This is a genomic window from Microlunatus elymi (assembly GCF_007362775.1).
In the GTDB taxonomy this organism is placed as follows: Bacteria; Actinomycetota; Actinomycetes; order Propionibacteriales; family Propionibacteriaceae; genus Microlunatus; species Microlunatus elymi.
The window spans coordinates 2,842,775-2,865,242 of sequence record NZ_CP041692.1 but is presented as its reverse complement, the minus strand read 5'-3'; the positions used below and the strand labels follow the sequence as shown (position 1 = coordinate 2,865,242).

Here is a 22,468-nt window from a genome sequence, read left to right as displayed (position 1 = left end):
AACGTGAGGCCATGAGCCGGCTACTGGATACGGACGAGATCACCCGGCAGTTGCAAGACCTGCCGGATTGGAAACTGGACGGCGACGAGATCGCGGCCGACTTCACCTTCGCTGATTTCGGCGAGGCGATGGTGTTCGTCAATCGCGTCGCGGCGCTGGCCGAGGACGCCAATCACCACCCGGACATCGACATCCGCTGGAACAAGGTCCGCCTGGTGCTGACCAGCCACGACTCCGGCGGCCTGACCCAGCGCGACATCGAGATGGCCCACCGGATCAGCTCCGGCGAATAGCCGAGTTGTCAGTCGGTGGATTGGCCATAGGCAAACCACCGACTGACAACTCAGTCCTCGAAGGCTTCCGGGGGCGGGCAGGAACAGACCAGGTTGCGGTCACCGTAGACGCCGTCGATCCGGCCGACCGGCGGCCAGTACTTGTCGCTGCCGCCGCTGCCGATCGGACCGCGTTGGAGGCCGAACGGATGCGCGGCCTCGGTTCGGCTGTACGGATGCGTCCAGTCGTCGGCCATCACGACCGCCACGGTGTGCGGGGCGTTGCGCAGCGGATTGTCGTCGGCCGGCCAATCCCCCGCGCCGACCTTGTCCGCCTCCTGCCTGATCTTGATCATGGCGTCGCAGAAGCGATCCAACTCCGCCAGGTCCTCCGACTCGGTCGGCTCCACCATCAGCGTGCCGGCCACCGGGAAGCTCATCGTCGGCGCGTGGAAGCCGTAGTCGATCAGCCGCTTGGCCACGTCGTCGACGGTGACTCCGGTCTGCTTGGTCAGCGGCCGCAGGTCGAGGATGCACTCGTGCGCGACCAGCCCGCCGTGTCCGCGATACAGCACCGGGTAATGATCACCCAGCCGGTGCGCGACGTAGTTCGCGGCGAGTACGGCGTGCTCGGTCGCGTTCCGCAGCCCGTCCGGTCCCATCATCGCGATGTACGCAGCGCTGATCGGCAGGATGCCGGCCGACCCGTACGGCGCGGCGGAGATCGGCCCCTTGGACTGACCTTCCCGGGGGGTGGTCGCCGATCCGGCCCGCGGATCCAGCGGATGATTCGGTAGGTACGGCACCAGGTGCTCGGCCACCGCGACCGGGCCGACGCCGGGTCCGCCGCCGCCGTGCGGGATGCAGAACGTCTTGTGCAGGTTGAGATGACTGACGTCTCCCCCGAACCGGCCGGGCTGCGCCAGACCGAGCAGCGCATTCAGGTTCGCACCGTCCACGTACACCTGGCCACCGGCGTCATGCACAACTGCGCAGATGTCCGCGATGCCCTCCTCGTACGCGCCGTGGGTGGACGGGTAGGTGATCATGATCGCGGCGAGTTGATCATGGTGCTTCTCGATCTTGCTCTTCAGGTCGACCTCGTCGATGCTGCCGTCCGGATTCGCCTTCACCACAACGACTTTCAGCCCGGCCATCGCCGCCGACGCGGCGTTGGTGCCGTGCGCCGAGGACGGGATCAGGCACACCAGCCGCTGATCATCACCTCCTGCCTGATGGTAGGCACGGATCGCCAACAGACCGGCGAATTCGCCCTGGCTGCCGGCGTTCGGCTGCACCGACACCTTCGCATATCCGGTGGCTTCGGCCAGCCAATCCTCCAGCGTGGTGATCAACTCGCGGTAGCCCTCGGCGTCCTCGGCCGGCGCGAACGGGTGCAGGTCCGCGAAGCCGGGGTAGCTGATCGGCTCCATCTCCGCAGTGGCGTTCAGTTTCATCGTGCACGAGCCGAGCGGGATCATGCCGCGATCCAGCGCGTAGTCACGATCGGACAACGCCCGCAGGTAACGCAGCATCGCGGTCTCGCTGTGATAGCGGTGAAAGACCGGATGGGTCAGGAAGTCACTGCTCCGTTGCGATCCGGCCAGTCCGCCCCAGTGATCACCGGAGGCTTCCTCGGCGGCGCCGAAGGCAAGTCGCACCGCAGCGAGATCATCATCGGCTGCGTCCTCGCCGACCGAGACGCCGACATGATCATCATCGATCAACCGCAGATGGACTCCGCGCGCCCGGGCGTCGGCGACGATCGTCCGCGCCCGGCCGGGTGCCGACACCTGCACGGTGTCGAAGAAGGATTCATGATCAACATCGATCCCGTCGACGGCCCGAAGATCGGCGGCCACGGACCGAGCCTTGCGATGGATGCCGGCGGCGATCTCCCGCAGCCCGTCCGGACCGTGATAGGTCGCGTACATCCCGGCCACCACGGCCAGCAACACCTGGGCCGTACAGATGTTGGAGGTCGCCTTCTCCCGCCGGATGTGTTGTTCACGGGTCTGCAGCGCCAGCCGGAAGGCCCGCACGCCCTGGCTGTCCACCGATGCGCCCACCAGCCGGCCCGGCAACGAACGCTCCAGCCCGGATCGTACGGACATGAACCCGGCGTGCGGTCCGCCGTAGAACAGCGGCACGCCGAACCGCTGACTGGAGCCGACCGCGACGTCGGCACCCCACTCGCCCGGCGGAGTGATCATGGTCAACGCCATCAGGTCGGTGGCGGCGATCACCAGCGCGCCCTTGCCGTGGGCCCGGTCCGCGATCGACCGCAGCTCGGCGGTGCTCAGCACCGCCCCGCTGGCACCGGGTGTCTGCACCACCACACCGAACAGATCATGATCATCGATGGCAGCGAGGAGGTCGCCGTCGGCAATCACGACCTCGATGCCCAGCCCCTCGGCGCGGGTCCGGGTGACCTCGACGGTCTGCGGCAGCGTGTCCGCGTCCATGATCAACACCGAGCCGCTCTTCACGGTCCGCCGAGCCAGCGCCATCGCCTCGGCCACCGCGGTCGACTCGTCCAGCAGGCTGGCGCCGGCGGTCGGCAACCCGGTCAGGTCGCTGATCATGGTTTGGAAGTTGATCAAGGCTTCCAGCCGGCCCTGACTGATCTCCGGCTGGTACGGCGTGTAGGCGGTGTACCAGGCCGGGTCCTCGAGCACGTTGCGGCGGATCACCGGCGGAGTGATGGTGCCGTGGTAACCGAGACCGATCATCGCCCGGCGCGGATTGTTCTTGGCAGCAAGCTCACGCAGCCACTGCAGGGTCTCGGTCTCGGTGCGGGCGGCCGGCAGATCGAGCTCCCCCGCCATCCGGATGGTCGACGGGACGGCCCGCCCGGCCAACTCGTCCAGACTGGCCAGGCCGAGCGCCGTCAGCATGGTTTCGGTCTCGTCGACCTGGGGTCCGATGTGGCGGCTGGCGAATGTCGACATGTCGAGCGGTCCTTCGCTGGCGATGCGGGAGGTCGGAGGGTACGCGTCGTACCCCGACTCCCCTCTGTCGCCGGACGGCTTCAGATCGCCAGTCGGTACGCGGTCCGGGTGCCTGAGAGGTTCCGGGGAGGTTGCCCCTTCGGCGCCATCCTCGGGTTGGGATGGTCTCTCTCGCGTCGACTGATTGCGGCTGCGGCAACTCTAGCCCACCGGCTCCGCCAGCCGGCATTCCGCGGCTTCAGCGCCGGGTCAATTGCAACACCGGAATGGTACGGATGCCGGCGGTCTTCTTCTCGTACTCGGCGAAGCCGGGATAGCGCTCGGCCTGCTCGGCGTAGATGGCGTCCCGCTGCTCGCCGGTGATCTCCTGCACGGCGACCGGATAGGTCTCGGTGCCCCGTTCGACGATCGTGGCACCGGCGGCGACCAGGTTGTCGTACCAATCCGGGTTGGTCGGTGCGCCGCCCTTGGACGCGAACACGTAGATGACGTTGTCGGGATCGGTGTCGGCGGCGAGATACATCACCGGGGCCACGAACTCCCGGTTGCTCCTGCGTCCGCGGTGGTGCAGCAAGATCAGCGGCGCACCTTCAAACGGTCCACCGACGTGGCCGCCGCGGCGGCGAAATTCCTCGATGTTGCGCGTGTTGAAGTCCTGCGGTCCTGGCATCCGTGCCTCCTGGTCTGATGTCGCTCCATGACGTCAGCACCGGCAGCCGGTCGATTTGTTCCGGACCTCGACCTATCCAGCGGCGCGTGCGCGCCGGGCCCTATCCAGCGGCGCGTGCGCGCCGGGCCCTATCCAGCCGCGCGTGCGCGCCGGGCCCTATCCAGCGGCGCGTGCGCGCCGACGGCGAGAGAGTTCGTCGTCGGCGCGGTCCAGGATCGCCTCGGTCTCGGCGTCGGCCCGATGTTCCTCCAGACGCTCGACCGGAAGCTCGGCGAGGCTGCCCTCGATGTCCTTCCAGACGCCGCCGAGTGCGATGCCGAAGACGCCCTGGCCGCCCTTCAGCAGGTCGATCACCTCGTCGTCGGAGGTGCATTCGAAGACGCTGACCCCGTCGCTCATCAGGGTGACCTCGGACAGGTCGTTGACACCGCGGGCGCGCAGGTGCTCGATCGCGGTACGGATCTGCTGCAGCGAGATGCCGGCGTCGATCAGCCGCTTGATCACCTTCAGGATCAGGATGTCGCGGAAGCTGTAGAGCCGCTGGCTCCCGGAACCCTTGGCGCCGCGAAGCTCCGGGGTGACCAAGCCGGTGCGGGCCCAGTAGTCGAGCTGGCGGTAGGTGATGCCGACCACGCTGCAGGCCACCGGCCCGCGGAAGCCGTAGTCCTGCGGCAGCGGCGAGAAGTCACCCTCGAACAGCAGCCCCTGGGTCTCCGCCGTCGGATCGCCCATCGGCAGGGTCGGCTGGTTGTCGTGGCCCGTCGGACGGACGGGTTGTCCCTTGCTGCTCACCGGATGCCTCCACTACGCCGTACGCTGCCGGCAAAGAACCGTCGGACCGCAGTGCCGATACCAACGGGGTAATTCCATCGCCGGGATTACAGACCCGAACCTACGGCGCGTGCTTGACGAGGGTCAACGACACGCCGGACCGCGTGATCACAAACGCGCGTCCCTCAACCGCAACTTGAGGGACGCGAGAAGACCATCCCGATCCAAGCGCGCAGGGCCATCAGCCCGTCGCTCGCAGAGCCTGAACCTGTCGCTGGAAGAGCCTTGAGCCCGTCGAATGGCAGGCAACCAACGTCGTACCGATCAGTGATCGGGCCGCGGTTCGTCACCGGTGACGAAGTCGTCCGGATTGACCTGATCCAGGAATTCCCGGAACTTCGCCACTTCGGTGTCGGAGTCCAGCGGCTCGTCCGCTTCGCCGTCGACATCGTCCGGCATCGGGATGCCCGCCTCGTCCAGTACGTCGTCGGCGCAGTAGATGTCGCAGCCGACCCGGAGTGCGAGGGCTATCGCGTCCGACGGCCGGGAGCTGATCTCGATACCGTCGATCACCAGCACCGCGTAGAAGGTGCCGCCGTCCAATTCGGTGATGTGCACCTCGGACAATGTGTGGTTCAGGCCCGACAGTACGTCGACCATCAGGTCATGGGTGAGGGGCCGCGGGGGCACGATCCCCTCCTGAGCATTGGCGATCGCCGAGGCCTCGCCGGCACCGATCCAGATCGGCAGGTACCGAGCCCCGTCGACCTCGCGCAGCAGCACCATCGGCGAGTTCGATGGCATCTCCACCCGCACACCGACCACATCGAGTTCGCGCATGCGACCACCCTACGCGCGGTCGAGTTAGCGCCGCTGCCGCGATCTTTGTTGGCGGCTTACGTTGCGAGGGCCGACCCTCGCGCTCCCGCCGTGGTTACCCACGCGATCACTCACGTCGACTCCTCCGCTTCGCTCCGGAGCCGGTCTCGCGCTGGCGCGCTCGACAGGAGTTCAATGTGACCTTCAAGACTTGGCGCGGCGGTTTGTCCTGCGGCTCCTTGGTAGGGCGCACTCCAAACCGGTCCCGGGTCCTGCTGACATCGACAATCTGCGGCCGGCCCTGCAACAGCCTGGCGACACCGTCATCGATTAGCGGGATGCGGGGCGCGCAAACGTAGGACGCCAGACCAGATCGCGGCAGCGGGACTGACACGACCGCGTGGAGCAGGCGTTACCGCTCCATACCCGTACGGATCAGCGCCGCATGGACACCGATGACCAACTGGGTGACTTCGGCGGCGACGTCGCCGCGGCCGTCGCGCTGGCTCCGCCGCACGTGCGGGGCGATCGCCTGTTCGACCAGGCCGATCTCACGATCCGCGGCGAGTTTGAAGGCGCGCAGGTGCCGGCTGTCGATGCCGTAGACGGCGAGCCGGCGGGCGGCGACGGCGATGGCGAGGGCTTCGCGTCCGTAGTAGTGGGTGCCGCGCCTGGGCACGATCACCTGAATCGACTCCAGCTCCGACAGCGCCGACTCGGTCAGCCCGCTCGCCTCCAGCAGATCGTCGCGGGAGAGCCGGATCGGCTTGTTCTGTTGCCGCGCGCTGCCGTTGGTCGCGGCAGCGGGTCCGGCCGGCGGCGGCGTCGCGGTGGCCGAGGTGCCAGACCCTGAAGCTGACGGTTTGCCACCAGCAACGTCACCGTTGACTACAGGTCCAGAGTTGTTCGGCTCCTCGACCGGAGGTTGTGGTCGCAGCGATTCCAGTCGAGGCGGCTGCAGGCCGCGATCCATCAGTTCGAGGTGCTCGCGGATCACCTTCAGCGGCAGGTAGTGCGACTTCTGCACCCGCAGGATGTAGCGCAGCCGGTCGACGTCACGCTCGGCGTAGCGACGGTACCCCGACGACGGCGAGCGCTCCGGCGACACCAGCCCGACGCTCTCCAGGAACCGGATTTTGGAGATCGATATGTCGGGAAACTCGCCCTTCAGCGAGGCGAGCACCTGTCCGATGCTTCGCTGGGTCGATGCTGCGGCCATACGGGTCTCGGCGCCCCCTCCCGGTCGTTCACTCCCGGCACGAGGTCACCGGGGATCTGGGTCAGCCTAATCGCCGGAACACCTGGCGACGTACAGCGACCCAGGCCGAGCCGACACCGGGCAGGCCGACGTCAGCGAGGTCAGGACCGAGCGGCGTAGAACACCAGCCGGAATTTGCCGATCTGCACCTCGTCGCCGGCTTGCAGCAACTGCTCGTCGACCATCTGCCGATTGACGTAGGTGCCGTTCAAACTGCCCACGTCGCGGACCACGACACCCTGATCGGTACGGGTGAAGGTCGCGTGCCGGCGCGACACCGAGATGTCGTCCAGCAGGATGTCGGCGTCCTGACTGCGGCCGACCGTGCTGACCTCGGTGTCCAGCAGGAATCGGCTGCCTGCATCGGCGCCGCGACGGACGATGAGCAGTGCCGAACCGTGCGGGAGCGCGTTGACGGCCTCCTCGTCGTCGTCGCTGAGCCGCGAACCCTCGCGTTCCTCCGGCATGGCCGGCATCGTCCGGGTGGTGTCCCCGACCCGAGCGTCACTGCCCCGCGCGTCACCGCTCTGCGGATCGGCTTCGCGGGTGTCCTCAGCCTGCCGCTGGGGGCGTTCCAGCGCCGTGCCGCACTGGCTGCAGAAGTTCGCGCGGTCGGAGTTCTGGTGGCCGCAGTTGGTGCAGTAGATCATCAGGTCGGGCTCTCCACATGGTCAGCGTAGGCGTCCGCATCGAGCAGGCTGTCCAGATCGGTGCCGTCGGCGGTGTCGACCTCGAAAAGCCAGCCGTCTCCGTACGGATCGGCGTTCACCGACTCCGGGCTGTCGTCGAGCTGATCGTTGATCGCGCTGATCACACCCGAGACCGGGCTGAAGATGTCCGACACCGATTTGGTCGACTCCAACTCGCCGCAGGCATCGCCGGCGGTGACCTCGTCGCCGACCGCCGGCAATGAGACGAAGACGATGTCGCCGAGCTGTTCGGCCGCGTAGTCGGTCACGCCGATCCGTACGGTCGACTCGTTGCCCTCGCGCACCCACTCGTGTTCGGTGGTGTATTTGAGGTCCTCCGGGAAGTCGGGCACGACTGTTTCTCCTCGATGGTCTTGAGTACGCGGTGGCGCTGCCAGCCTGCATTGTGTCAGGCCCGCATGGTCAGGGCCCTGCATTGTGTCAGGGCCGCATTGTGTCAACGCCGGCCGGTGGGCGAGGACGCGGGGTGAGCGTACTGATTGTCGCGGGCGCGGTGCAAGGAGTTGATCAACACCTTGTCCTGTTTGCTGATCCGTACCTCGCCGTGGGCGTTGCCGCTGACCTGATCGGCGAATCCGCCGCGGAAACTGGCCCCGGTCGCCAGGCTGTCCGAGTCGCCGATGACGTCGAGCACGACCGGCGTCTTGATCTTGACTCCGTCCACCCGCAACGCTCCGGGCCCGCCGCCGAACGAGGTCGAGGCCACCACCCGGACCCGATCGTTGATCTCGATCGCCTCGGCACCGGCGTCGCGCAACTCCTCGATCCCCTCCAACATCAGCTCCGGGCTGAGTTTGTGATCGGGATCGGTGACGGTGATCCGTACGCCCTGACCGACGGCGGGCACCGTACCGGCCAGGATGCCGAGTTCGCCAACTCGGCGCTCGGTCTCGCTGCGGGCAACCCGCTCCCGGTCGGCCCCCGAACGCAGACTCTGCCGGGTCTGCTCCAGGTCCTCGATCTCGCCCTGCAGCCGGCGGGACTCGCTGTTCAGACCGTCCAGGATCTGCACCAGATCGTCCTGCCGGGCATTGCTGTACGCCTTGTCGGTGGCGTGCGTGCGGACCTGGGTGACCGCGCCGACGGCGACCAGGAACACCAGCACTCCGGCGATCAACTGGCCGCGTCCGGGTTTGGTGAGCAGCCGCCGCAGTCGCTGCCGGGCCGCCGCAGCGGGGCTCGGCCTCGCGCCAGCAGCTGCCGAGGCTGTGGCTGATTCGCCCGCTCCGGGCACCTCGGACGTGGTCGTCTCCGCCTCGGGCTCTCGCTGCGGATCAGGCATGGAACAAGGCCCGGCGGATGGCTGCGGCGTTGGTGAAGATGCGGATGCCGAGGACGACCACCACGCCGGTGGACAGTTGGGCGCCGACGCCGATCTGGTCGCCGATGAAGACGATCGCGGCGGCGATCAACACGTTGGAGATGAAGGAGACCACGAACACCTTGTCGGTGAACGTCCCTTCCAGGTAGGCACGGAAGGCGCCGAACAGCGCATCCATCGCCGCCACGATGGCGATCGGCAGATAGGGCTGCAGAAAGGTCGGCACGTTGGGTTCCAGCACCAGACCGACGATGATGCCGGCGATGAGGCCAAGAAGCGGGATCATCGCGTCCTTCCGATGCGTACGCTCAGTCCGGGTACGCCGTCGAGTTTGAGCTCGGCGGCCGCGCTGATGTCGTAGCGCATGCCTTGATTTTGCTTCAGGGCATTCCACCACGCACCGGCCGAGCTATCCAACAGCCGGGTCTGCAGTGTCCCGGAATTCCCGATCGCCTGCACCTGGTACGGCGCGGTCAACGAGCGGTAGTTCACGGTGATCGCCTGGCCGGCCTCTCGGATCGCGGTCAGGTTGGTGACCCGCAGTCCGTTGACGGCGATGGCCTCCGCACCGGCCTGCCAGAGTCCGTTGACCAGCACCTGAAGATCGACGTCGAGCACCCGGCCCTGTCCGGTTCCGCCGGCCGCGTCGTCGACGGTGATCTTGACTCCCGGTCCGGACACCGGGGCGGCTCCGGTTGCTGCTTCGAGATCGTTGAGTCGGCTCTTCAGGGCGCGGTCCTGGCTGTCGTCGCCGAGGCCGGCGGTCCGCAACCGCGCGTTGTCCGCCGCGAGATCATCAGCACGTTCCTTCAACCGGTCCCGGTTGGCCTGGGCGTTCTTGATCTGGCCGACCAACTGGTTGCGTTCGTGCTGGATGGCCGGTTGGCTGCGGGTGGTCTGCAACGCCGCCACCGCGAACATCGCGCCGATCAGCAACGCGGCCAACCCGAACGCCACCCGGCGGCCGGTGCTCGGGCGGTCGCCGTGATCCGATTCCCGAGCTGCGACCACCGCGTAGTCGGGGTCGATCGGGTGCTCGATGATCTGTTTGAGCAGATCCATGCTGGCGTCCGGCGTCCGGCGCACCGAGCCGGTGTCACCAGCAGACAAGGTGGCCTCCCTCCGACCGCGTCAGGTTCGCCATGGCGCCGATCGCCCGGGCTCGCCGGTGAATCTACCGGCGCCACCCCGCCCGTGCCCAAACCTTCCGGCCCCGGTCTCCGCCTGCCCCAGTCGATGCCGGGCAGCTTCGGACTCCCTCGTACTGCTCAGGAGCGCCGTGGGTGCGCAGGAGCAGTCGGCCGGCCCGGGATCGTCCGGCCGCGCCGCTTCAAACCCCTTCCCGCGCATCGTCGGCGCTGCCGCGCAAGTTCGTACTTCCGCGGCAGCGCCGTGGATGCGCGGGAACGCAGGAGAAGCGCTGGGTTCGGGCGCGCGGCCTGGTCGGGACTAGGGCGCGCGACATGCCGGCGATCATGGCCCCCCGATCACGAACCTGACATTGCGGACGCAGACGCCCGGATCCGACCTCGACGAGCCCGATTCCGCCGACTCCGTCCGCATTTCCAGGATTCCGACCGGCGCGCCCAACTCCCCGAACTCGCCGGCGGGGGTGGACAGCGCCGCTGAGCCATTCATTCCCAGGTCGATCGGGTCGTACGTTTCCCCACCACGATCGACTTCGCGCGAGCCCAAGGTCGATCGGGTCGTACGTTTCCCCACCACAGTCGACTTCGCGCGAGCCCCAGGTCGATCGGGTCGTACGTTTCCCCACCACAGTCGACTTCGTGCGAGCCCCAGGTCGATCGGGTCGTACGTTTCCCCACCACAGTCGACTTCGCGCGAGCCCCAGGTCGATCGGGTCGTACGTTTCCCCACCACAGTCGACTTCGCGCGAGCCCCAGGTCGATCGGGTCGTACGTTTCCCCACCACAGTCGACTTCGTGCGAGCCCCAGGTCGATCGGGTCGTACGTTTCCCCACCACAGTCGACTTCGCGCGAGCCCAAGGTCGATCGGGTCGTACGTTTCCCCACCACAGTCGACTTCGTGCGAGCCCAAGGTCGATCGGGTCGTACGTTTCCCCACCACGGTCGAGTTCGGGTCGGCCGGGCCCGATGGCCGATATCCGACGGCGTCAGTGTCGGCGGTTGTGGGGCGGATGACTGGCTGCGTTCACCGGGGATCGCGGTCGGATCAGAATTCCCGCGCACCTACGGCGCTGCCGCGGAAGTACGAACTTGCGCGGGAGCGCCGTCGGTGCGCGGGTACGCGGGTGAAGCGTGGTCCGGGGATCGGAACGCGGACGACCAGGGTGCGAGGCGACCAGGGTGCGAGGCGACCAGTCGCGTGCGTACCGGGTCAGCTGGGCAGCAACTGGGCGTAGACCTGGCGGATGGCCGGTCCGACCCGGGACCAGTCGTAGCGGTCGACGAAGGATTGGGCTCGACGATTCATCCGGCGCCGATCGGCGGCCAGGGCGCGATCGACGGTGGCAGCAAGGGCCGCCGCATCTCCGGCGGGGAACATGAAGCCGAGTTCATCGTGACCGTCGGTGAGCAGGTCGGTGAACGCCGGCAGGTCGGAGGCGATCACGCTGGCCCCGGCGCTGATCGCCTCGATCAGTACGATGCCGAAGCTCTCCCGGTTCAGGTGCGGTGCGATGAAGAGGTCGGCGCTGCGGAGCAGGGCCGACCGGGCAGCGTCGTCCACCTCGCCGAGGGCCACGCAACCGGGCGGCAACCGGCGTACGATCCGTGACAGCCGACCCTGGCCCGCGATCACCACCTCGAGTTCGGGATGCCGTTGCTTGATCATCGGCAGCGCCTGGAGCAGGACCTCGAGCCCTTTGCGCGGCTCGTCCAACCGACCGAGGAAGACCAGCCGTGGCTGGTCGCCGCTCCGACGCAGCGCCGCCACCCCACCATGATCGATACCGTCATGATCAACGCCGCCATGATCAACATCGCTGAGATCAACAGCGTCATGATGATCAACGTTCGGTCCCTGTTGATCATGGTCGGGGCGCCGGAAATCAGCCGACCGGATGCCGTTCGGGATCACCTGCGGGTGACGCCCGAGATGATCGACGACCACCCGGCGGGCCGAATCCGACACCGCGATGCCGGCCTCGATCTTGTCCACCGCCGAACGCAGGCAGCTGCCGGCCAGCCGCATCAGCAGCGACCGCGGGGTGGCCGTGTGAAAGGTCGCGACCACCGGAACAGCGGCCGACATCAAGCTGATCATGGAAACGCTCGGCGCCAGCGGTTCGTGGATGTGCAGCAGATCCAGCCGATGCGTGTCCAGCCAGCGCCGGACCCTGGCGGCTGTGATCGGGCCGAAGGTGATCCGGGCCACCGATCCGTTGTACGGGACCGGCAGCGCCGGGCCGACCGAGGTGAACTGGTCGCGTTCCAGACCGTACTGCCGTGCGCGGAGCGGATCGAGTTCTCCGGGGGCGAGGATCTGCACTCGGTCGCCGATCGACGTCAGGTAGCCGGCCAGCCCGAGCACGTGACTCTGCACACCGCCTGGCGTGCTCAGCGAATACGGGCAGACCAGCCCGACGCCCAGCGCCCCGTCCCGGGTCGGATCTGCGCGTTGGTCCGGCCGCAACAGCTCGGTCATGGTCTCCCCTCGACACCATGATCATCTTCTCCCGGAACCCCACGATCTTTACCCGACGCCCCGGTCCCGGCGGTGAAGAACGGCTGCATCAGATGCCAGTCCTGCGGCGTACGGGCGATCCGTTCGGCGAAGTAGTCGGCCTCGTCCTGGATCATCGCGATCAGTCCGTCGCGGCCGGGTCGGTGCTCGATCGGCCGGCCGATGTCCAGCCGCAGCCCGTCAGGAGTGAATCGACACACCATCGGAAACAGCGAGGCGCCGGTGCGGCGCGCCACCACTGCCGGACCCGCGGGCATGGTCACCCGATGGCCTGCCCAGTCGACCGGTAGGCCGCTGCCGAGCAGATCACGATCGGCCACCAGGCAGGCGACCCGGTGCTGCCGGACGGCGGTCATCAGCCGCGGCAACGCGGCCGGATCATGGTTGGAGATGATCTCCATCCCGAGCTGCTCGCGGAATCGCTTGAAGGCGGCGTACTCGGGAGCCTCGAGCTGTTCCACCACGGTGGTCACCGGCATGCCGGTGACGCACGCCCAGGCACCGGCCAGGTCCCAGTTGCCGCTGTGCGGCAACGCGACCACCGCGCCCTCCTCCCGCAACGCCCGGCGCAACTCGGCCTCGCCGGTGGTGGACACGGTGCCGACGATCCTGGCCGTCGACCAGCCCGGCAGCGAGAACACCTCGATCCAGTTGCGCAGGTACGAGGCGACGCCGGCCCGGAGAAGTTGATCATCGGGTTCCCGGCCGAGTACGGCGCGCAGGTTGTCCCGATAATGATCAAGGTTCTCACCGCCGCGACGAACCGCGACCCGGGCGCCCTGTTCCATGATCAACTGCCGCACCGGCTTCGGCAGTTGCGGTCCGATCCGCCAGCCCAACCCGTACAGCAGTCTCAGGCCGACGGCAGCCGGCGTCAGTGCGGTCGTCCGGTCATGCTCCGGCGCCATGCGGGTCCTGCTCCCGGGCCTGATTGCGGACCTGGAAGATCCGCTGGAACACCGTCACGGTGCTCATCACGGCCAACGCGGTGACCGCGAACTCCAACACGTACGGCACACCGAGACCGGCCAGCCAGGCGCCCATCAGGATGATCAACAACCGGTCGGCGCGGGCGGCCAACCCACCGCCGCAGCGGAAGCCGAGGCTCTCCGCCCGAGCCTTGACGTACGAGGTGAGCTGGCCCATCACCAACGCACACAGGGTGATCGAGGCCCAGATGGTGGGCAGGTCGAAGGCGACGTCGCGGCCGTGCACCGCGGCACCGTGCACGAAGTAGAGCGTGATCCCGCCGAAGACCGCGCCGTCGCCGAGCCGGTCCAGGCTGGAGTCCAGGAACGCTCCCCACTTGCTCGACCGGCCGGTGCTGCGGGCCATCTGGCCGTCCACCATGTCGGCGAAGACGAACAGGAAGATGATCACCGTGCCCTGCCACAGCCAGCCCTGCGGGTAGCAGATCACCGCACCGGCGACCACGCCGAGCGTGCCGACGATGGTGATCACGTCCGGCGAGATGTTGTGCCGGACGAAGAACGCTGCGATCGGTGCGATCACCTTGGTCCAGGCGTTGCGGAACCGTTCCAGCATCAGCCGTTCCCCTCCGTACCGTGCGGCTGCTGATCATGTTTCTGCCAGACCTCGTACAGCAGCTTCCAACTGTCGCCGAGGAGTTGCGGGATCGCCTTGGTGTGGCCGATCACCGGCAGGAAGTTCGCGTCTCCCGCCCACCGCGGCACCACGTGCTGATGCAGGTGGGCGGCGATCCCGGCACCGGCGACAGCGCCCTGGTTGAGGCCGAGGTTGAAGCCGTGCGGGGCGCTGGTGGCGCGGATCACGGTCATCGCGTCGGCGGTCAACCGGCCGATCGCGTCCCGTTCGGCGTCAGTGAGATCGGTGTAGTCGGCAACGTGCCGATAGGGGCAGATCAGCAGATGACCTGGCGAGTACGGGTAGAGGTTGAGCACGACGTAGGCCAGTTCGTCGCGGTGGACGATCAGTCCGGTCTCGTCCTCACCGGCCGGCGTACGACAGAACGGGCAGGTGTCGGCGGTGCCGTCCGGCGGCTTGTTCTCGCCCTCGATGTAGACCATCCGGTGCGGCGTCCACAACCGTTCGAACGGGTCGGGCACACCGGCGAACTCGTCCGGCCGATCGGTGATCTCGTCATTCATGTCGGGACCAAGCATGCCGGATGAGGTCGGCGAAGGTTGACTCCGGGCCCGGTCATCGGGCCGCGCATCCACCAACGACACTTGTCCGCAATCGCCGCTGCCTGTGGACGACCATCGGTGCTTCCGGGCACAGCGACTCCAGAACGTGACGATGACCGAGCCGGAAGAAATGAGGCACGATGGGAGCCGTGACCACCTTCCCGCAGGGACGAGCGTGGACCGTCGCCGACCTGGAACAGTTCCCGGAGAACGACGGGAATCGCTATGAGCTCATCGATGGAGTACTCGTCGTGAGCCCGTCGCCGGCGGTACGCCACCAGATCGTCAGTGCGCAGCTGCACCTGTTGCTGGCGGCCAACTGCCCGGTCGACCTCAGGGTGTTGGCGGCGCCCACCGACGTCGTCCTGGCCGACGACACCGTGGTCGTGCCGGACCTGATTGTCGCCCGCAGGTCGGACTTCACCTCGAAGATTCTGCCGGTCGCACCGCTGCTCGCCGTCGAGATCCTGTCTCCGAGCAACCGGCTCTTCGAGCTGAACATCAAGCATGACCGCTACCGCCGCGCCGGAGTCAGGTCCTACTGGATCGTCGATCCGGACCGGCCGTCGTTGACCGCGTGGGCGCTGAACAAGGATAACTATCGGCAGATCGCCGAGGTCAGCGGCGAGCAATCCTTCACCGCGGCCGATCCGTACGAAGTGACCATCACCCCGAACGCACTCCTGGACTGACAACCGTGAGGAAGGGGCTCGAATCCGGCGCAGTCTCGGCCATTTCCGCGGGATTCGGAGTCCGTCAATGCCGTTGGGGGCCCGGTGGTTGGGCGTTGTTGCGGGGATCGGCGCCCGTGGGCAGCAGTTGTGCGTCACCGTCGCGAACACAATCACCCGCTGTTCGTGCCGAACCGGTCCAAATTGGCTCGAAACACTCAATGCGCGGGTGATTCTGTTCGCGAGCGGCGGCACTCGACGCCATGCCCGGAGCTCGGGGGTCGATTCCGACTGCGGCCGGAAACGTGCCGGGGTTCGCTGCCGGAGAGGTCGACGCCAACCGCGATTCGTCGTGATCGGAGCTGGTGCCTCAGACCTGACGCTTGTCGGCGATGGCGGCGGTGATCTCGGCGATCGCCTCGTCCACCGGGACTCCGTTCTTCTGGCTGCCGTCGCGGTAGCGGAAGGAGACGGCACCGGCCTCGGCGTCCTGACCGCCGGCGATCAGCTGGTAGGGCACCTTCTGCTTGGTCCAGTTACGAATCTTCTTCTGCATCCGGTCGTCGCTGGTGTCGACCTCGACCCGGATGTCGGCCTTGCGCATCCTGGCAGCGACGTCGACCAGATAGCCGTCAAACTCGGCCGCGACCGGGATACCGACCGCCTGCACCGGCGCCAGCCAGACCGGGAACGCGCCGGCGTAGTGCTCGGTGAGCACCCCGATGAAGCGTTCGATCGAGCCGAACTTGGCCGAGTGGATCATCACCGGCTGCTGCCGGGACCCGTCGGCCGCCTGGTATTCCAGACCGAACCGTGCCGGCTGGTTGAAGTCGTACTGAATCGTCGACATCTGCCAGGTCCGGCCGATCGCGTCCCGGGTCTGCACGGAGATCTTCGGCCCGTAGAAGGCGGCCCCGCCCGGATCGGGCACCAGGTCCAGCCCGGAGTCGCGGCCGACCTGCTCCAGGATCTCGGTCGCGGTCGCCCACTGCTCGTCGCTGCCGATGAACTTGTCCGACTGCGGATCCCGGGTGGACAGCTCCAGGTAGTAGTCGTTCAGCCCGAAGTCACGCAGCAGCCCGAGGATGAAGCCGAGCAGATGCTTGATCTCCCCCGGCGCCTGCTCCGGCGTGACGTAGGAGTGCGAGTCGTCCTGCGTCATCCCGCGAACCCGGGTCAGCCCGTGCACCACACCGGACTTCTCGTACCGGTAGACCGAGCCGAACTCGAAGAACCTCAGCGGCAGCTCGCGGTAGGACCGCCCCCGCGACTTGTAGATCAGGTTGTGCATCGGGCAGTTCATCGGCTTGACCAGGTAGTGGCTGCCCTCGAACTCCATCGGCGGGAACATCGTGTCCGCGTAGTACGGATAGTGTCCCGAGGTCTCGAACAGTCCTGACTTGGTCAGATGTGGGGTTCCGACGTAGGAGAACCCCTCCTCCAGGTGCCGACGGCGGACGTAGTCCTCCATCTCCCGCTTCAGCACACCGCCCTTGGGGTGAAACACCGCCAGGCCGGAGCCGAGCTCGTCGGGGAAGCTGAACAGATCGAGCTCGACGCCGAGCTTGCGGTGGTCGCGCTTGGCGGCCTCCTCCATCCGATGCTGGTAGTCCTTCAGCTCCGACTTGCTCGGCCAGGCGGTGCCGTAGACCCGCTGCAACTGCTGGTTGTTCTGATCGCCGAGCCAGTACGCCGCCGAGCTGCGAGTGATCGCGTACGCGGGGATGTAGCCGGTGTGCGGGAGGTGCGGACCGCGGCAAAGATCCTTCCAGGCAACGGATCCGTCCCGGCGTACGTTGTCGTAGATGGTCAGCTGGCCGGCGCCGACCTCGACGCCCATTCCTTGATCATCCGCGCCGTCGGCATCATCGGCGGCGCCCTTCTTGCCGATCAACTCGATCTTGAACGGCTCGGCCGCGAGCTCGTGGCGGCCCTCGTCGTCGCTGATCTCGCGGCGGACGAACCGCTGCCGTTCCTTGATGATCATCGACATCTGCTTGTCGATGGCCTTCAGATCCTCGGGGGTGAACGGCTCGGCCACCTGGAAGTCGTAGTAGAAGCCGTCGGTGATCGGCGGCCCGATGCCGAGTTTCGCCTCTGCGTACAGGGCTTGTACGGCCTGGGCGGCGACGTGCGCAGTCGAGTGCCGCAACACGTTCAACCCGTCGGTGCTCTCGATCGACACCGGCTCGACCGTGATCTCGGCACCGTCGACACCGTCCAGCACCGGCCGATCAAGATCACGGAGCTCGCCGTTGATCTTGATCGCAACGATGCTGCGGTCGGTGCCGAAGAGGTCCAGGCCCGTCGTCGTCTCGTCGATCACCTGCTCGGTTGTCGCATTGTCCGCAACGACGGTGATCTTGGTCGAGGCCACGATCGGTCCTCCCTCTCCGGCCGGCGCAGACCTGGCGCCGGCAGATGTCGATGTTTGCCGGTAAATCCGAGGCGCAAGCCTACGCTGTCCGGCTCAGCGTGACCGCGTCCGCACCCGTACGGCGACGCGCGGACGGGCCGAGCCCGATCGCCAGCCCGGCGATCACCACGGCGATCCCGAGCCAGACACCCAGTGCCGGCATCTCACCCAGTACAACGGCTCCGATCAGGGCCGCGGCGACGGGAGCGACACCGGTCAGCAGTCCGGCGCGGTCGGCGCCGATCGCCTGCACACAGCCGTACCAGAGCAGGAAGGCGATCACCGTGACGAACACCGCCAGGTAGCCGATCGCGATCCACTCGCTGCGCGTCAGCGCGGCGACCGCGGCCGGCCCTTCGGCGCCGACGCCGATCGCGGCGAGCAGCACGGTCGCGATCCAGATGCTGTGCAGGGAGACGCCGGCCGGGCCGAGCCTGGGCAGCACCGGCACGGCCAGCAGCGTGAAGCCCGCCTCGCAGATCAGAGCGACCAGGGCCCAGCCGATGCCGATCAGATCGGTACGCCCGACACCGACCACCAGCACCGCGCCCGCGGTGACCACGGCGGCCGCCAGCAGCAAGCGGGCTCCCGGACGCCGGCGTTCCAGCAGTGGGCCGAGCACGCCGAGCAGGATCGGCACCGCAGCCACCGCAACCGCGATCACGGCCGGCTCGGCATGCCGGGCGCCGCGGACCAGTGCGACGTTGAAGACGACCAGGCCTGACACCGCCAAGCCCAGCAGCCACAGCCATTCCCGGCCCGCCGGCCGGACGATCTGCTGTCCGCGCAAACGCATCACCAACGCCAGCAGAGCCGCAGCGATGCCGTACCGGACGGCCTGCGCCGTGAACAGCGGCGCGTCCACCAGCAACTGGGACACGGCCGTGCTGCTGCCGACGAAACACATCGCGAGCGCGCCCGACGCCGTCCGCCACCAGGGCGGACTGATCGCCGTCCTCGCCCCTGGTCGCTCCTGCTCGGCGTCTTCCTGGGCGGGTTGTTCCTGCACGGGTCAAATCTGGCGGAAAGAAGGCCCGGGACCAACTTCATGATCACTTGATGATCACTGCGCCGCGGCTCGCTCGAGCTCCGCGACGTCGATCTTGGCCATTTGAAACATCGCCTGGGTGACCCGGCCGACCAACGCCTGATCCGGATTCGACAGCAGTTCGGGCAGTTGCCGCGGAACGACCTGCCAAGAGACGCCGAAACGATCTTTCAGCCAGCCGCACTGACTTTCCTCGCCGCCGTCGGCGGTCAGCGCATCCCAGTAGTGATCGACCTCGGCCTGGTCCTGGCAGTCGATCAGGAACGAGACAGCCTCGGTGAAGCGGAACTCCGGTCCGCCGTTCAGCGCGGTGAAGCGGGTGCCGTCCAGCTCGAAGTCGACGGTCAGGACGCTGCCGGCCCGCGGTGTCCCGTCGGGATAGTGACTGATGTTGTTGATCTTGGAATTCGGGAAGATCCGACAGTAGTACTGCGCGGCTTCCTCTGCCTGGGTGTCGAACCACAGGTTGGTGGTGATGTTCGGCATGGCTACCCCCTTGACCGGCCCCGTCCGTCGGGGCGCTCACCCAAGCGTCGAACGATCCCGACCCGGATCGACACCCCAGCCGAGATTGCCGAAGAACCGCGTCGGCAAGCAAGCCCCGGTCCGGACGCGCTGTCGCTACATCGAGGCGCCGAGCAGCCCGCGGGTGAGCTGGAAGCCGACGTTGCCTTCCAGGTCGGCGCGGGCCCGCAGCCGTCCGGAAGCCGCGTCGGTGAGCACTCGCAGACCGTCCTCGGCCGCCTGATCCGGGCCGGCTGCCAGGGTGCCGTCGAGGTCCGCGCCGTAGTCGGCGACGGTGTCGGAATCGGCACTGACCTGCAGCACCGGCAGGAACCGGTGCCCCGGCAGCGTGCCGCCGGCAACGTGCACCAGAGCGAGTTCGGCACCGGTCGCACCGAGCCCGGTGGCCGTCTCCAGCCAGTCGGTGCCGGGCATCCGCATGATGTGCCAGCCCGGCTCGGTCGGCCGCTGGCCGTGGGCGAGCGTCGGCTCGACCCGAGCATGTCCGAACGCGGCGGAGGTGAACGCCGCACTCTGCAGCAGTTTGCTGGTCGACGGCAGCACCACGGTGCCGCCGGCGGAGGTGATCCAGCCGCCGATCCGGGCCAGCGCCGTCGCGGTCAGATCGGTCAGCGGGCCGCGAGCGTCGAGCGCGATCGACAGGTCGCCCAGCGGACGGCTCGCCCGGACCGGCAGTTCGAGCCCGGCAGCGGTGGAGGTGAACCAGTCCCGGACCCGTACCGTGCTGGCCTCGATCCCGCCGTCCAGTTGGATGCTGGCCCAGCCGAACCGCTCCAGACTCAGCCCGGCCGCTGCCAACTCGTGCTTGAAGAAGTCGTTGTGGGTCTTCTCGCAGCCGTGCTCCAGCAGCAGCGCCAGTCGTACGTTCGGGTGGGCGAGATAGCCGACCATGGTCCGGGCGAAGGTGGCGATGTTGGCGCCGCCGGAAACCCCGCAGCCCTCGGTGTGCGGGAGGGCGACCGACCGGGTGGTACGACCGGCGGTCCAGTCCTCGGCCGCCAACCGGTCGGCCATCCGGGCGGCGATCTGGCCCGAGCACAGCGACGTCGGCAACACCAACGCGACCTGCTCCGTTGCGTACCGACTCGCCTCGGCCGAATACAGATCGACGCCGCTGATCGGTGCCGCCGGCAGCGCCGCGGCATCGGTGATCTTGACCGGCCGGCCGTCCAACTCGGCGTCCCGTTCGTCGGCGGGCAGCTCGTCCAGCCGGCGGCCGATCCGACCGTCGATGGAGATGGCGATGCCCTTGCGCGGGCCGGTCTGCTTCCAGTTCCGCCAGATCGACACCTGGCTGTGGCCGGCCTTCTCCCCCGCGGTCCGCTCGCCGGAGGCAACTCGTACGGTCTGGCGATAGGTCTCGGCGGTCAGCGCGTCGAAATCCTCGCCGTCCAGGTAGCGGCCGGCGTTGACGTCCATCTCGTGACTGAGCAGCTTGTAGCGCTCGGTGGTTGTGACGAACTTCATCGTCGGCACGAACGGGAAGTTGGTGATCGACCCGTTGCCGGTGGTGAAGAAGATGATGTTGGAACCGCTCGCCACCTGACCGGCCACCGATTCAAGATCATTTCCGGGGCTGTCCATGAAGATGTAACCCGGCCGCGGATACAGATCGCCGTAGTTGATCACCTCGTCCAGCCGGACGGCCCGATCGAGCTTGCGGGCGGCACCCAACGACTTCAGCGAGATGTTGTAGAGACCCCGGTAGACGTTGCCGCCGGACGGGTTGCCCTCGGCGGTGTGGCCGTGCCAGCTGACCCGTTCCTTGAAGCTCTGCACGGTTTCCAGGAAGCGGCGGGCCACGTCGACGGTGCGGACGTTCTTCAGCACGTAGCCCTCGGCGGCGATCAACTCGTCGGTCTCGGCCAGGCAGGCGATGCCGCCGTGCTTAATCACTTCGCGGCCGACCGCGCCGGCCAGCGGGTTCGCGCTGACGCCGGAGAACGCGTCGGAACCGCCGCACTGCAAGCCGATCTTGAGCGCGCTCAGCGGTTGCGGGGTACGCCGTGCCTGCAGCACCTGCGGCAGCCACGGGTCGACGATCTCGGCGGCCCGAGCAAGATCATCTTCGAATCCGCCGCGGCGGGTGAAGGCGGCGCACGGGATCGTGACAGCCGGGTAGTTGCGGGCAGCCATGAACTGGTTGACGTCCTTGCTGGTGATCACCGCGCCCGGATCGTCGACCAGCAGCACCGCGCCGACGTTGGGGTGCACCAGGGTGCCGGCCAACACCGCCAGTACGAAGTCGGCGTTGTTGGGCCGGGTGTCCTCGCCGGCCTCGGTGTGGGCGACCGCGACCATGCCGTCGAAGTTGTCGCCGGCCGGATGGCGCTCGGCCAACCGGCGGGCCAGCTCGGTGGCGAAGGCGCCGCTGCGCGAGGTGACGCCGACGATCACCAGGTGGTTGCGGGTGCCGACGGTGCCGTTGTCACGGGCGAACCCGTCGAAGGTGTCCGGATCGTCGTACAACGGCACCTGCTCGCCGAGCACCAACGCGGATTCGTCCAGCTGATAGGGATCCAGCGGCACGTTCACCGCCGACGGCTCGGCCGGCAGCCCCTCGATGTCTCGACCGGCCAGTGCCTCCAACACCGGCTCGGTGCAGACGTAGGTCCCCGGATCAAGATCACGCAGAGCGGTCGCGAACGGGGTGTTCCAGCTGAGCAACGGATCCCCGGCGGCGATCGGCGTGATCACGAACCGGTGGCCCTCCATCACCCGATGCGACAGGACAATCGATTGCTCGTTGTTGTCCACACCCGGGCCGTCCAGCACCGTGCCGGCGGCCAGCGTGCGGGACGCCATCGCGCAGTTGTCGCCTGGCTCGGGCACGACCGCGACCTCGGCGAAGGACAGCCGTTCCGCCTGGTTGCCGGGCTGCTGCTCAGTCCCCGCACCACCTGTTGCGACGGGTTGATGGCCCAACACCTGATCCTGATGCGACATTGCTGCGTACGTCTCCCTGTCGTTCCAAGCTGTCAATCCCAGCTTGCTGATCCGAGCGGCGGGCAATCCAACCTCGGACCGGACCCGCCGGCCGGCGAGCAGAGCCTACTGCCCGGGACCGACGGCGTGTTACCCGAGCAGACGGCTGAGACTGCCCCGGCCGGAACCGGTTGCTTCGTCAGCCGGAGCGGTTGATCAGGAGGTTGATCGGTGGAGCTCGTCCCCCTCGGGAGCGATCAGGTGGTTGCGAGGACA

The 22,468-nt window shown here is 67.6% G+C and carries 20 protein-coding genes and 1 riboswitch; of the genes, 2 read left to right on the top strand and 18 right to left on the bottom strand.

What is annotated here, in order from left to right; genetic code table 11:
* Positions 1-11: 11 nt before the first annotated feature.
* Positions 12-293: a 4a-hydroxytetrahydrobiopterin dehydratase gene (locus tag FOE78_RS12920; protein ID WP_143986651.1), complete on the top strand. Its 282-nt coding sequence runs from the start codon at positions 12-14 to the stop codon at positions 291-293.
* Between the two features lie 50 nt (positions 294-343).
* On the opposite strand, the gene gcvP is transcribed toward FOE78_RS12920, so the two are convergent.
* From gcvP to FOE78_RS12850, 14 genes are all read right to left on the bottom strand, one after another.
* Positions 344-3,223: an aminomethyl-transferring glycine dehydrogenase gene (gene gcvP / locus FOE78_RS12915; protein ID WP_143986650.1), complete on the bottom strand. Its 2,880-nt coding sequence runs from the start codon at positions 3,221-3,223 to the stop codon at positions 344-346.
* 90 nt (positions 3,224-3,313) lie between these two features.
* A riboswitch (glycine riboswitch) is annotated at positions 3,314-3,407 on the bottom strand.
* Between the two features lie 54 nt (positions 3,408-3,461).
* Positions 3,462-3,893, bottom strand: a complete 432-nt coding sequence (locus FOE78_RS12910; protein ID WP_143986649.1) for a nitroreductase family deazaflavin-dependent oxidoreductase — start codon at positions 3,891-3,893, stop codon at positions 3,462-3,464.
* Between the two features lie 156 nt (positions 3,894-4,049).
* The gene (locus FOE78_RS12905; protein WP_143988782.1) at positions 4,050-4,625 is read right to left on the bottom strand and encodes a MerR family transcriptional regulator; all 576 of its coding nucleotides are present in this window, start codon (positions 4,623-4,625) and stop codon (positions 4,050-4,052) included.
* Between the two features lie 363 nt (positions 4,626-4,988).
* Entirely contained in the window at positions 4,989-5,504 is a 516-nt protein-coding gene (locus FOE78_RS12900) for a bifunctional nuclease family protein (protein ID WP_143986648.1), read from the bottom strand.
* 391 nt (positions 5,505-5,895) lie between these two features.
* Positions 5,896-6,702: a transcriptional regulator FtsR gene (gene ftsR, locus FOE78_RS12895; RefSeq protein ID WP_143986647.1), complete on the bottom strand. Its 807-nt coding sequence runs from the start codon at positions 6,700-6,702 to the stop codon at positions 5,896-5,898.
* A 140-nt stretch (positions 6,703-6,842) separates the two neighbouring features.
* Entirely contained in the window at positions 6,843-7,391 is a 549-nt protein-coding gene (locus FOE78_RS12890; RefSeq protein ID WP_143986646.1) for an FHA domain-containing protein, read from the bottom strand.
* A complete protein-coding gene (gcvH, locus tag FOE78_RS12885; RefSeq protein ID WP_228265818.1) occupies positions 7,391-7,783 on the bottom strand; it encodes a glycine cleavage system protein GcvH in 393 nt (130 codons plus the stop codon). The genes FOE78_RS12890 and gcvH overlap by 1 nt, the downstream gene beginning before the upstream one ends.
* Positions 7,784-7,887: 104 nt before the next feature.
* Complete coding sequence (locus tag FOE78_RS12880; protein WP_143986644.1) at positions 7,888-8,733, bottom strand: DUF881 domain-containing protein; 846 nt, start codon at positions 8,731-8,733, stop codon at positions 7,888-7,890.
* Positions 8,726-9,058, bottom strand: a complete 333-nt coding sequence (locus FOE78_RS12875; RefSeq protein WP_143986643.1) for a small basic family protein — start codon at positions 9,056-9,058, stop codon at positions 8,726-8,728. The genes FOE78_RS12880 and FOE78_RS12875 overlap by 8 nt, the downstream gene beginning before the upstream one ends.
* On the bottom strand, positions 9,055-9,882 hold the full coding sequence (locus FOE78_RS12870) for a DUF881 domain-containing protein (RefSeq protein ID WP_143986642.1): 828 nt from the start codon (positions 9,880-9,882) through the stop codon (positions 9,055-9,057). The genes FOE78_RS12875 and FOE78_RS12870 overlap by 4 nt, the downstream gene beginning before the upstream one ends.
* Positions 9,883-11,131: 1,249 nt before the next feature.
* Complete coding sequence (locus tag FOE78_RS12865; protein WP_143986641.1) at positions 11,132-12,400, bottom strand: glycosyltransferase family 4 protein; 1,269 nt, start codon at positions 12,398-12,400, stop codon at positions 11,132-11,134.
* Positions 12,397-13,347 carry a phosphatidylinositol mannoside acyltransferase gene (locus FOE78_RS12860; RefSeq protein ID WP_143986640.1) on the bottom strand — a complete coding sequence of 317 codons (951 nt, stop codon included), beginning with the start codon at positions 13,345-13,347 and terminating at the stop codon, positions 12,397-12,399. Before FOE78_RS12860 ends, FOE78_RS12865 begins: the two co-directional genes overlap by 4 nt.
* Positions 13,331-13,984: a phosphatidylinositol phosphate synthase gene (gene pgsA, locus FOE78_RS12855; RefSeq protein ID WP_143986639.1), complete on the bottom strand. Its 654-nt coding sequence runs from the start codon at positions 13,982-13,984 to the stop codon at positions 13,331-13,333. Before pgsA ends, FOE78_RS12860 begins: the two co-directional genes overlap by 17 nt.
* Positions 13,984-14,568: an HIT family protein gene (locus tag FOE78_RS12850; protein WP_143986638.1), complete on the bottom strand. Its 585-nt coding sequence runs from the start codon at positions 14,566-14,568 to the stop codon at positions 13,984-13,986. The genes pgsA and FOE78_RS12850 overlap by 1 nt, the downstream gene beginning before the upstream one ends.
* 179 nt (positions 14,569-14,747) lie before the next feature.
* Between FOE78_RS12850 and FOE78_RS12845 the strand changes: the two genes are divergently transcribed.
* Positions 14,748-15,299 (top strand): Uma2 family endonuclease, encoded by a 552-nt coding sequence (locus tag FOE78_RS12845; RefSeq protein ID WP_143986637.1) that lies wholly within the window; start codon positions 14,748-14,750, stop codon positions 15,297-15,299.
* Positions 15,300-15,648: 349 nt separating this feature from the next.
* Here the strand turns inward: FOE78_RS12845 and thrS are convergent, their stop codons facing one another.
* The 4 genes from thrS to FOE78_RS12825 form a co-directional block, all read right to left on the bottom strand.
* Positions 15,649-17,655, bottom strand: a complete 2,007-nt coding sequence (gene thrS, locus FOE78_RS12840; RefSeq protein ID WP_143986636.1) for a threonine--tRNA ligase — start codon at positions 17,653-17,655, stop codon at positions 15,649-15,651.
* 79 nt (positions 17,656-17,734) lie between these two features.
* Positions 17,735-18,703 carry a DMT family transporter gene (locus FOE78_RS12835; RefSeq protein ID WP_210414566.1) on the bottom strand — a complete coding sequence of 323 codons (969 nt, stop codon included), beginning with the start codon at positions 18,701-18,703 and terminating at the stop codon, positions 17,735-17,737.
* Between the two features lie 54 nt (positions 18,704-18,757).
* The gene (locus FOE78_RS12830) at positions 18,758-19,228 is read right to left on the bottom strand and encodes a VOC family protein (protein WP_143986635.1); all 471 of its coding nucleotides are present in this window, start codon (positions 19,226-19,228) and stop codon (positions 18,758-18,760) included.
* 135 nt (positions 19,229-19,363) lie between these two features.
* Positions 19,364-22,192, bottom strand: coding sequence for a UxaA family hydrolase (locus FOE78_RS12825; protein ID WP_228265817.1), 2,829 nt, complete (start codon positions 22,190-22,192; stop codon positions 19,364-19,366).
* Positions 22,193-22,468: the final 276 nt, after the last annotated feature.

Bases quoted from the DNA above. Each gene is read 5' to 3' on its own strand.
- FOE78_RS12890 (WP_143986646.1), bottom strand. From the start codon at position 7,391: ATGATCTACTGCACCAACTGCGGCCACCAGAACTCCGACCGCGCGAAC.
- FOE78_RS12875 (WP_143986643.1), bottom strand. From the start codon at position 9,058: ATGATCCCGCTTCTTGGCCTCATCGCCGGCATCATCGTCGGTCTGGTG.
- FOE78_RS12920 (WP_143986651.1), top strand. From the start codon at position 12: ATGAGCCGGCTACTGGATACGGACGAGATCACCCGGCAGTTGCAAGAC.
- FOE78_RS12880 (WP_143986644.1), bottom strand. From the start codon at position 8,733: ATGCCTGATCCGCAGCGAGAGCCCGAGGCGGAGACGACCACGTCCGAG.
- FOE78_RS12850 (WP_143986638.1), bottom strand. From the start codon at position 14,568: ATGAATGACGAGATCACCGATCGGCCGGACGAGTTCGCCGGTGTGCCC.
- FOE78_RS12900 (WP_143986648.1), bottom strand. From the start codon at position 5,504: ATGCGCGAACTCGATGTGGTCGGTGTGCGGGTGGAGATGCCATCGAAC.
- gcvP (WP_143986650.1), bottom strand. From the start codon at position 3,223: ATGTCGACATTCGCCAGCCGCCACATCGGACCCCAGGTCGACGAGACC.
- pgsA (WP_143986639.1), bottom strand. From the start codon at position 13,984: ATGCTGGAACGGTTCCGCAACGCCTGGACCAAGGTGATCGCACCGATC.
- FOE78_RS12845 (WP_143986637.1), top strand. From the start codon at position 14,748: ATGGGAGCCGTGACCACCTTCCCGCAGGGACGAGCGTGGACCGTCGCC.
- FOE78_RS12905 (WP_143988782.1), bottom strand. From the start codon at position 4,625: ATGGGCGATCCGACGGCGGAGACCCAGGGGCTGCTGTTCGAGGGTGAC.
- FOE78_RS12830 (WP_143986635.1), bottom strand. From the start codon at position 19,228: ATGCCGAACATCACCACCAACCTGTGGTTCGACACCCAGGCAGAGGAA.
- ftsR (WP_143986647.1), bottom strand. From the start codon at position 6,702: ATGGCCGCAGCATCGACCCAGCGAAGCATCGGACAGGTGCTCGCCTCG.
- FOE78_RS12910 (WP_143986649.1), bottom strand. From the start codon at position 3,893: ATGCCAGGACCGCAGGACTTCAACACGCGCAACATCGAGGAATTTCGC.
- FOE78_RS12860 (WP_143986640.1), bottom strand. From the start codon at position 13,347: ATGGCGCCGGAGCATGACCGGACGACCGCACTGACGCCGGCTGCCGTC.
- FOE78_RS12865 (WP_143986641.1), bottom strand. From the start codon at position 12,400: ATGACCGAGCTGTTGCGGCCGGACCAACGCGCAGATCCGACCCGGGAC.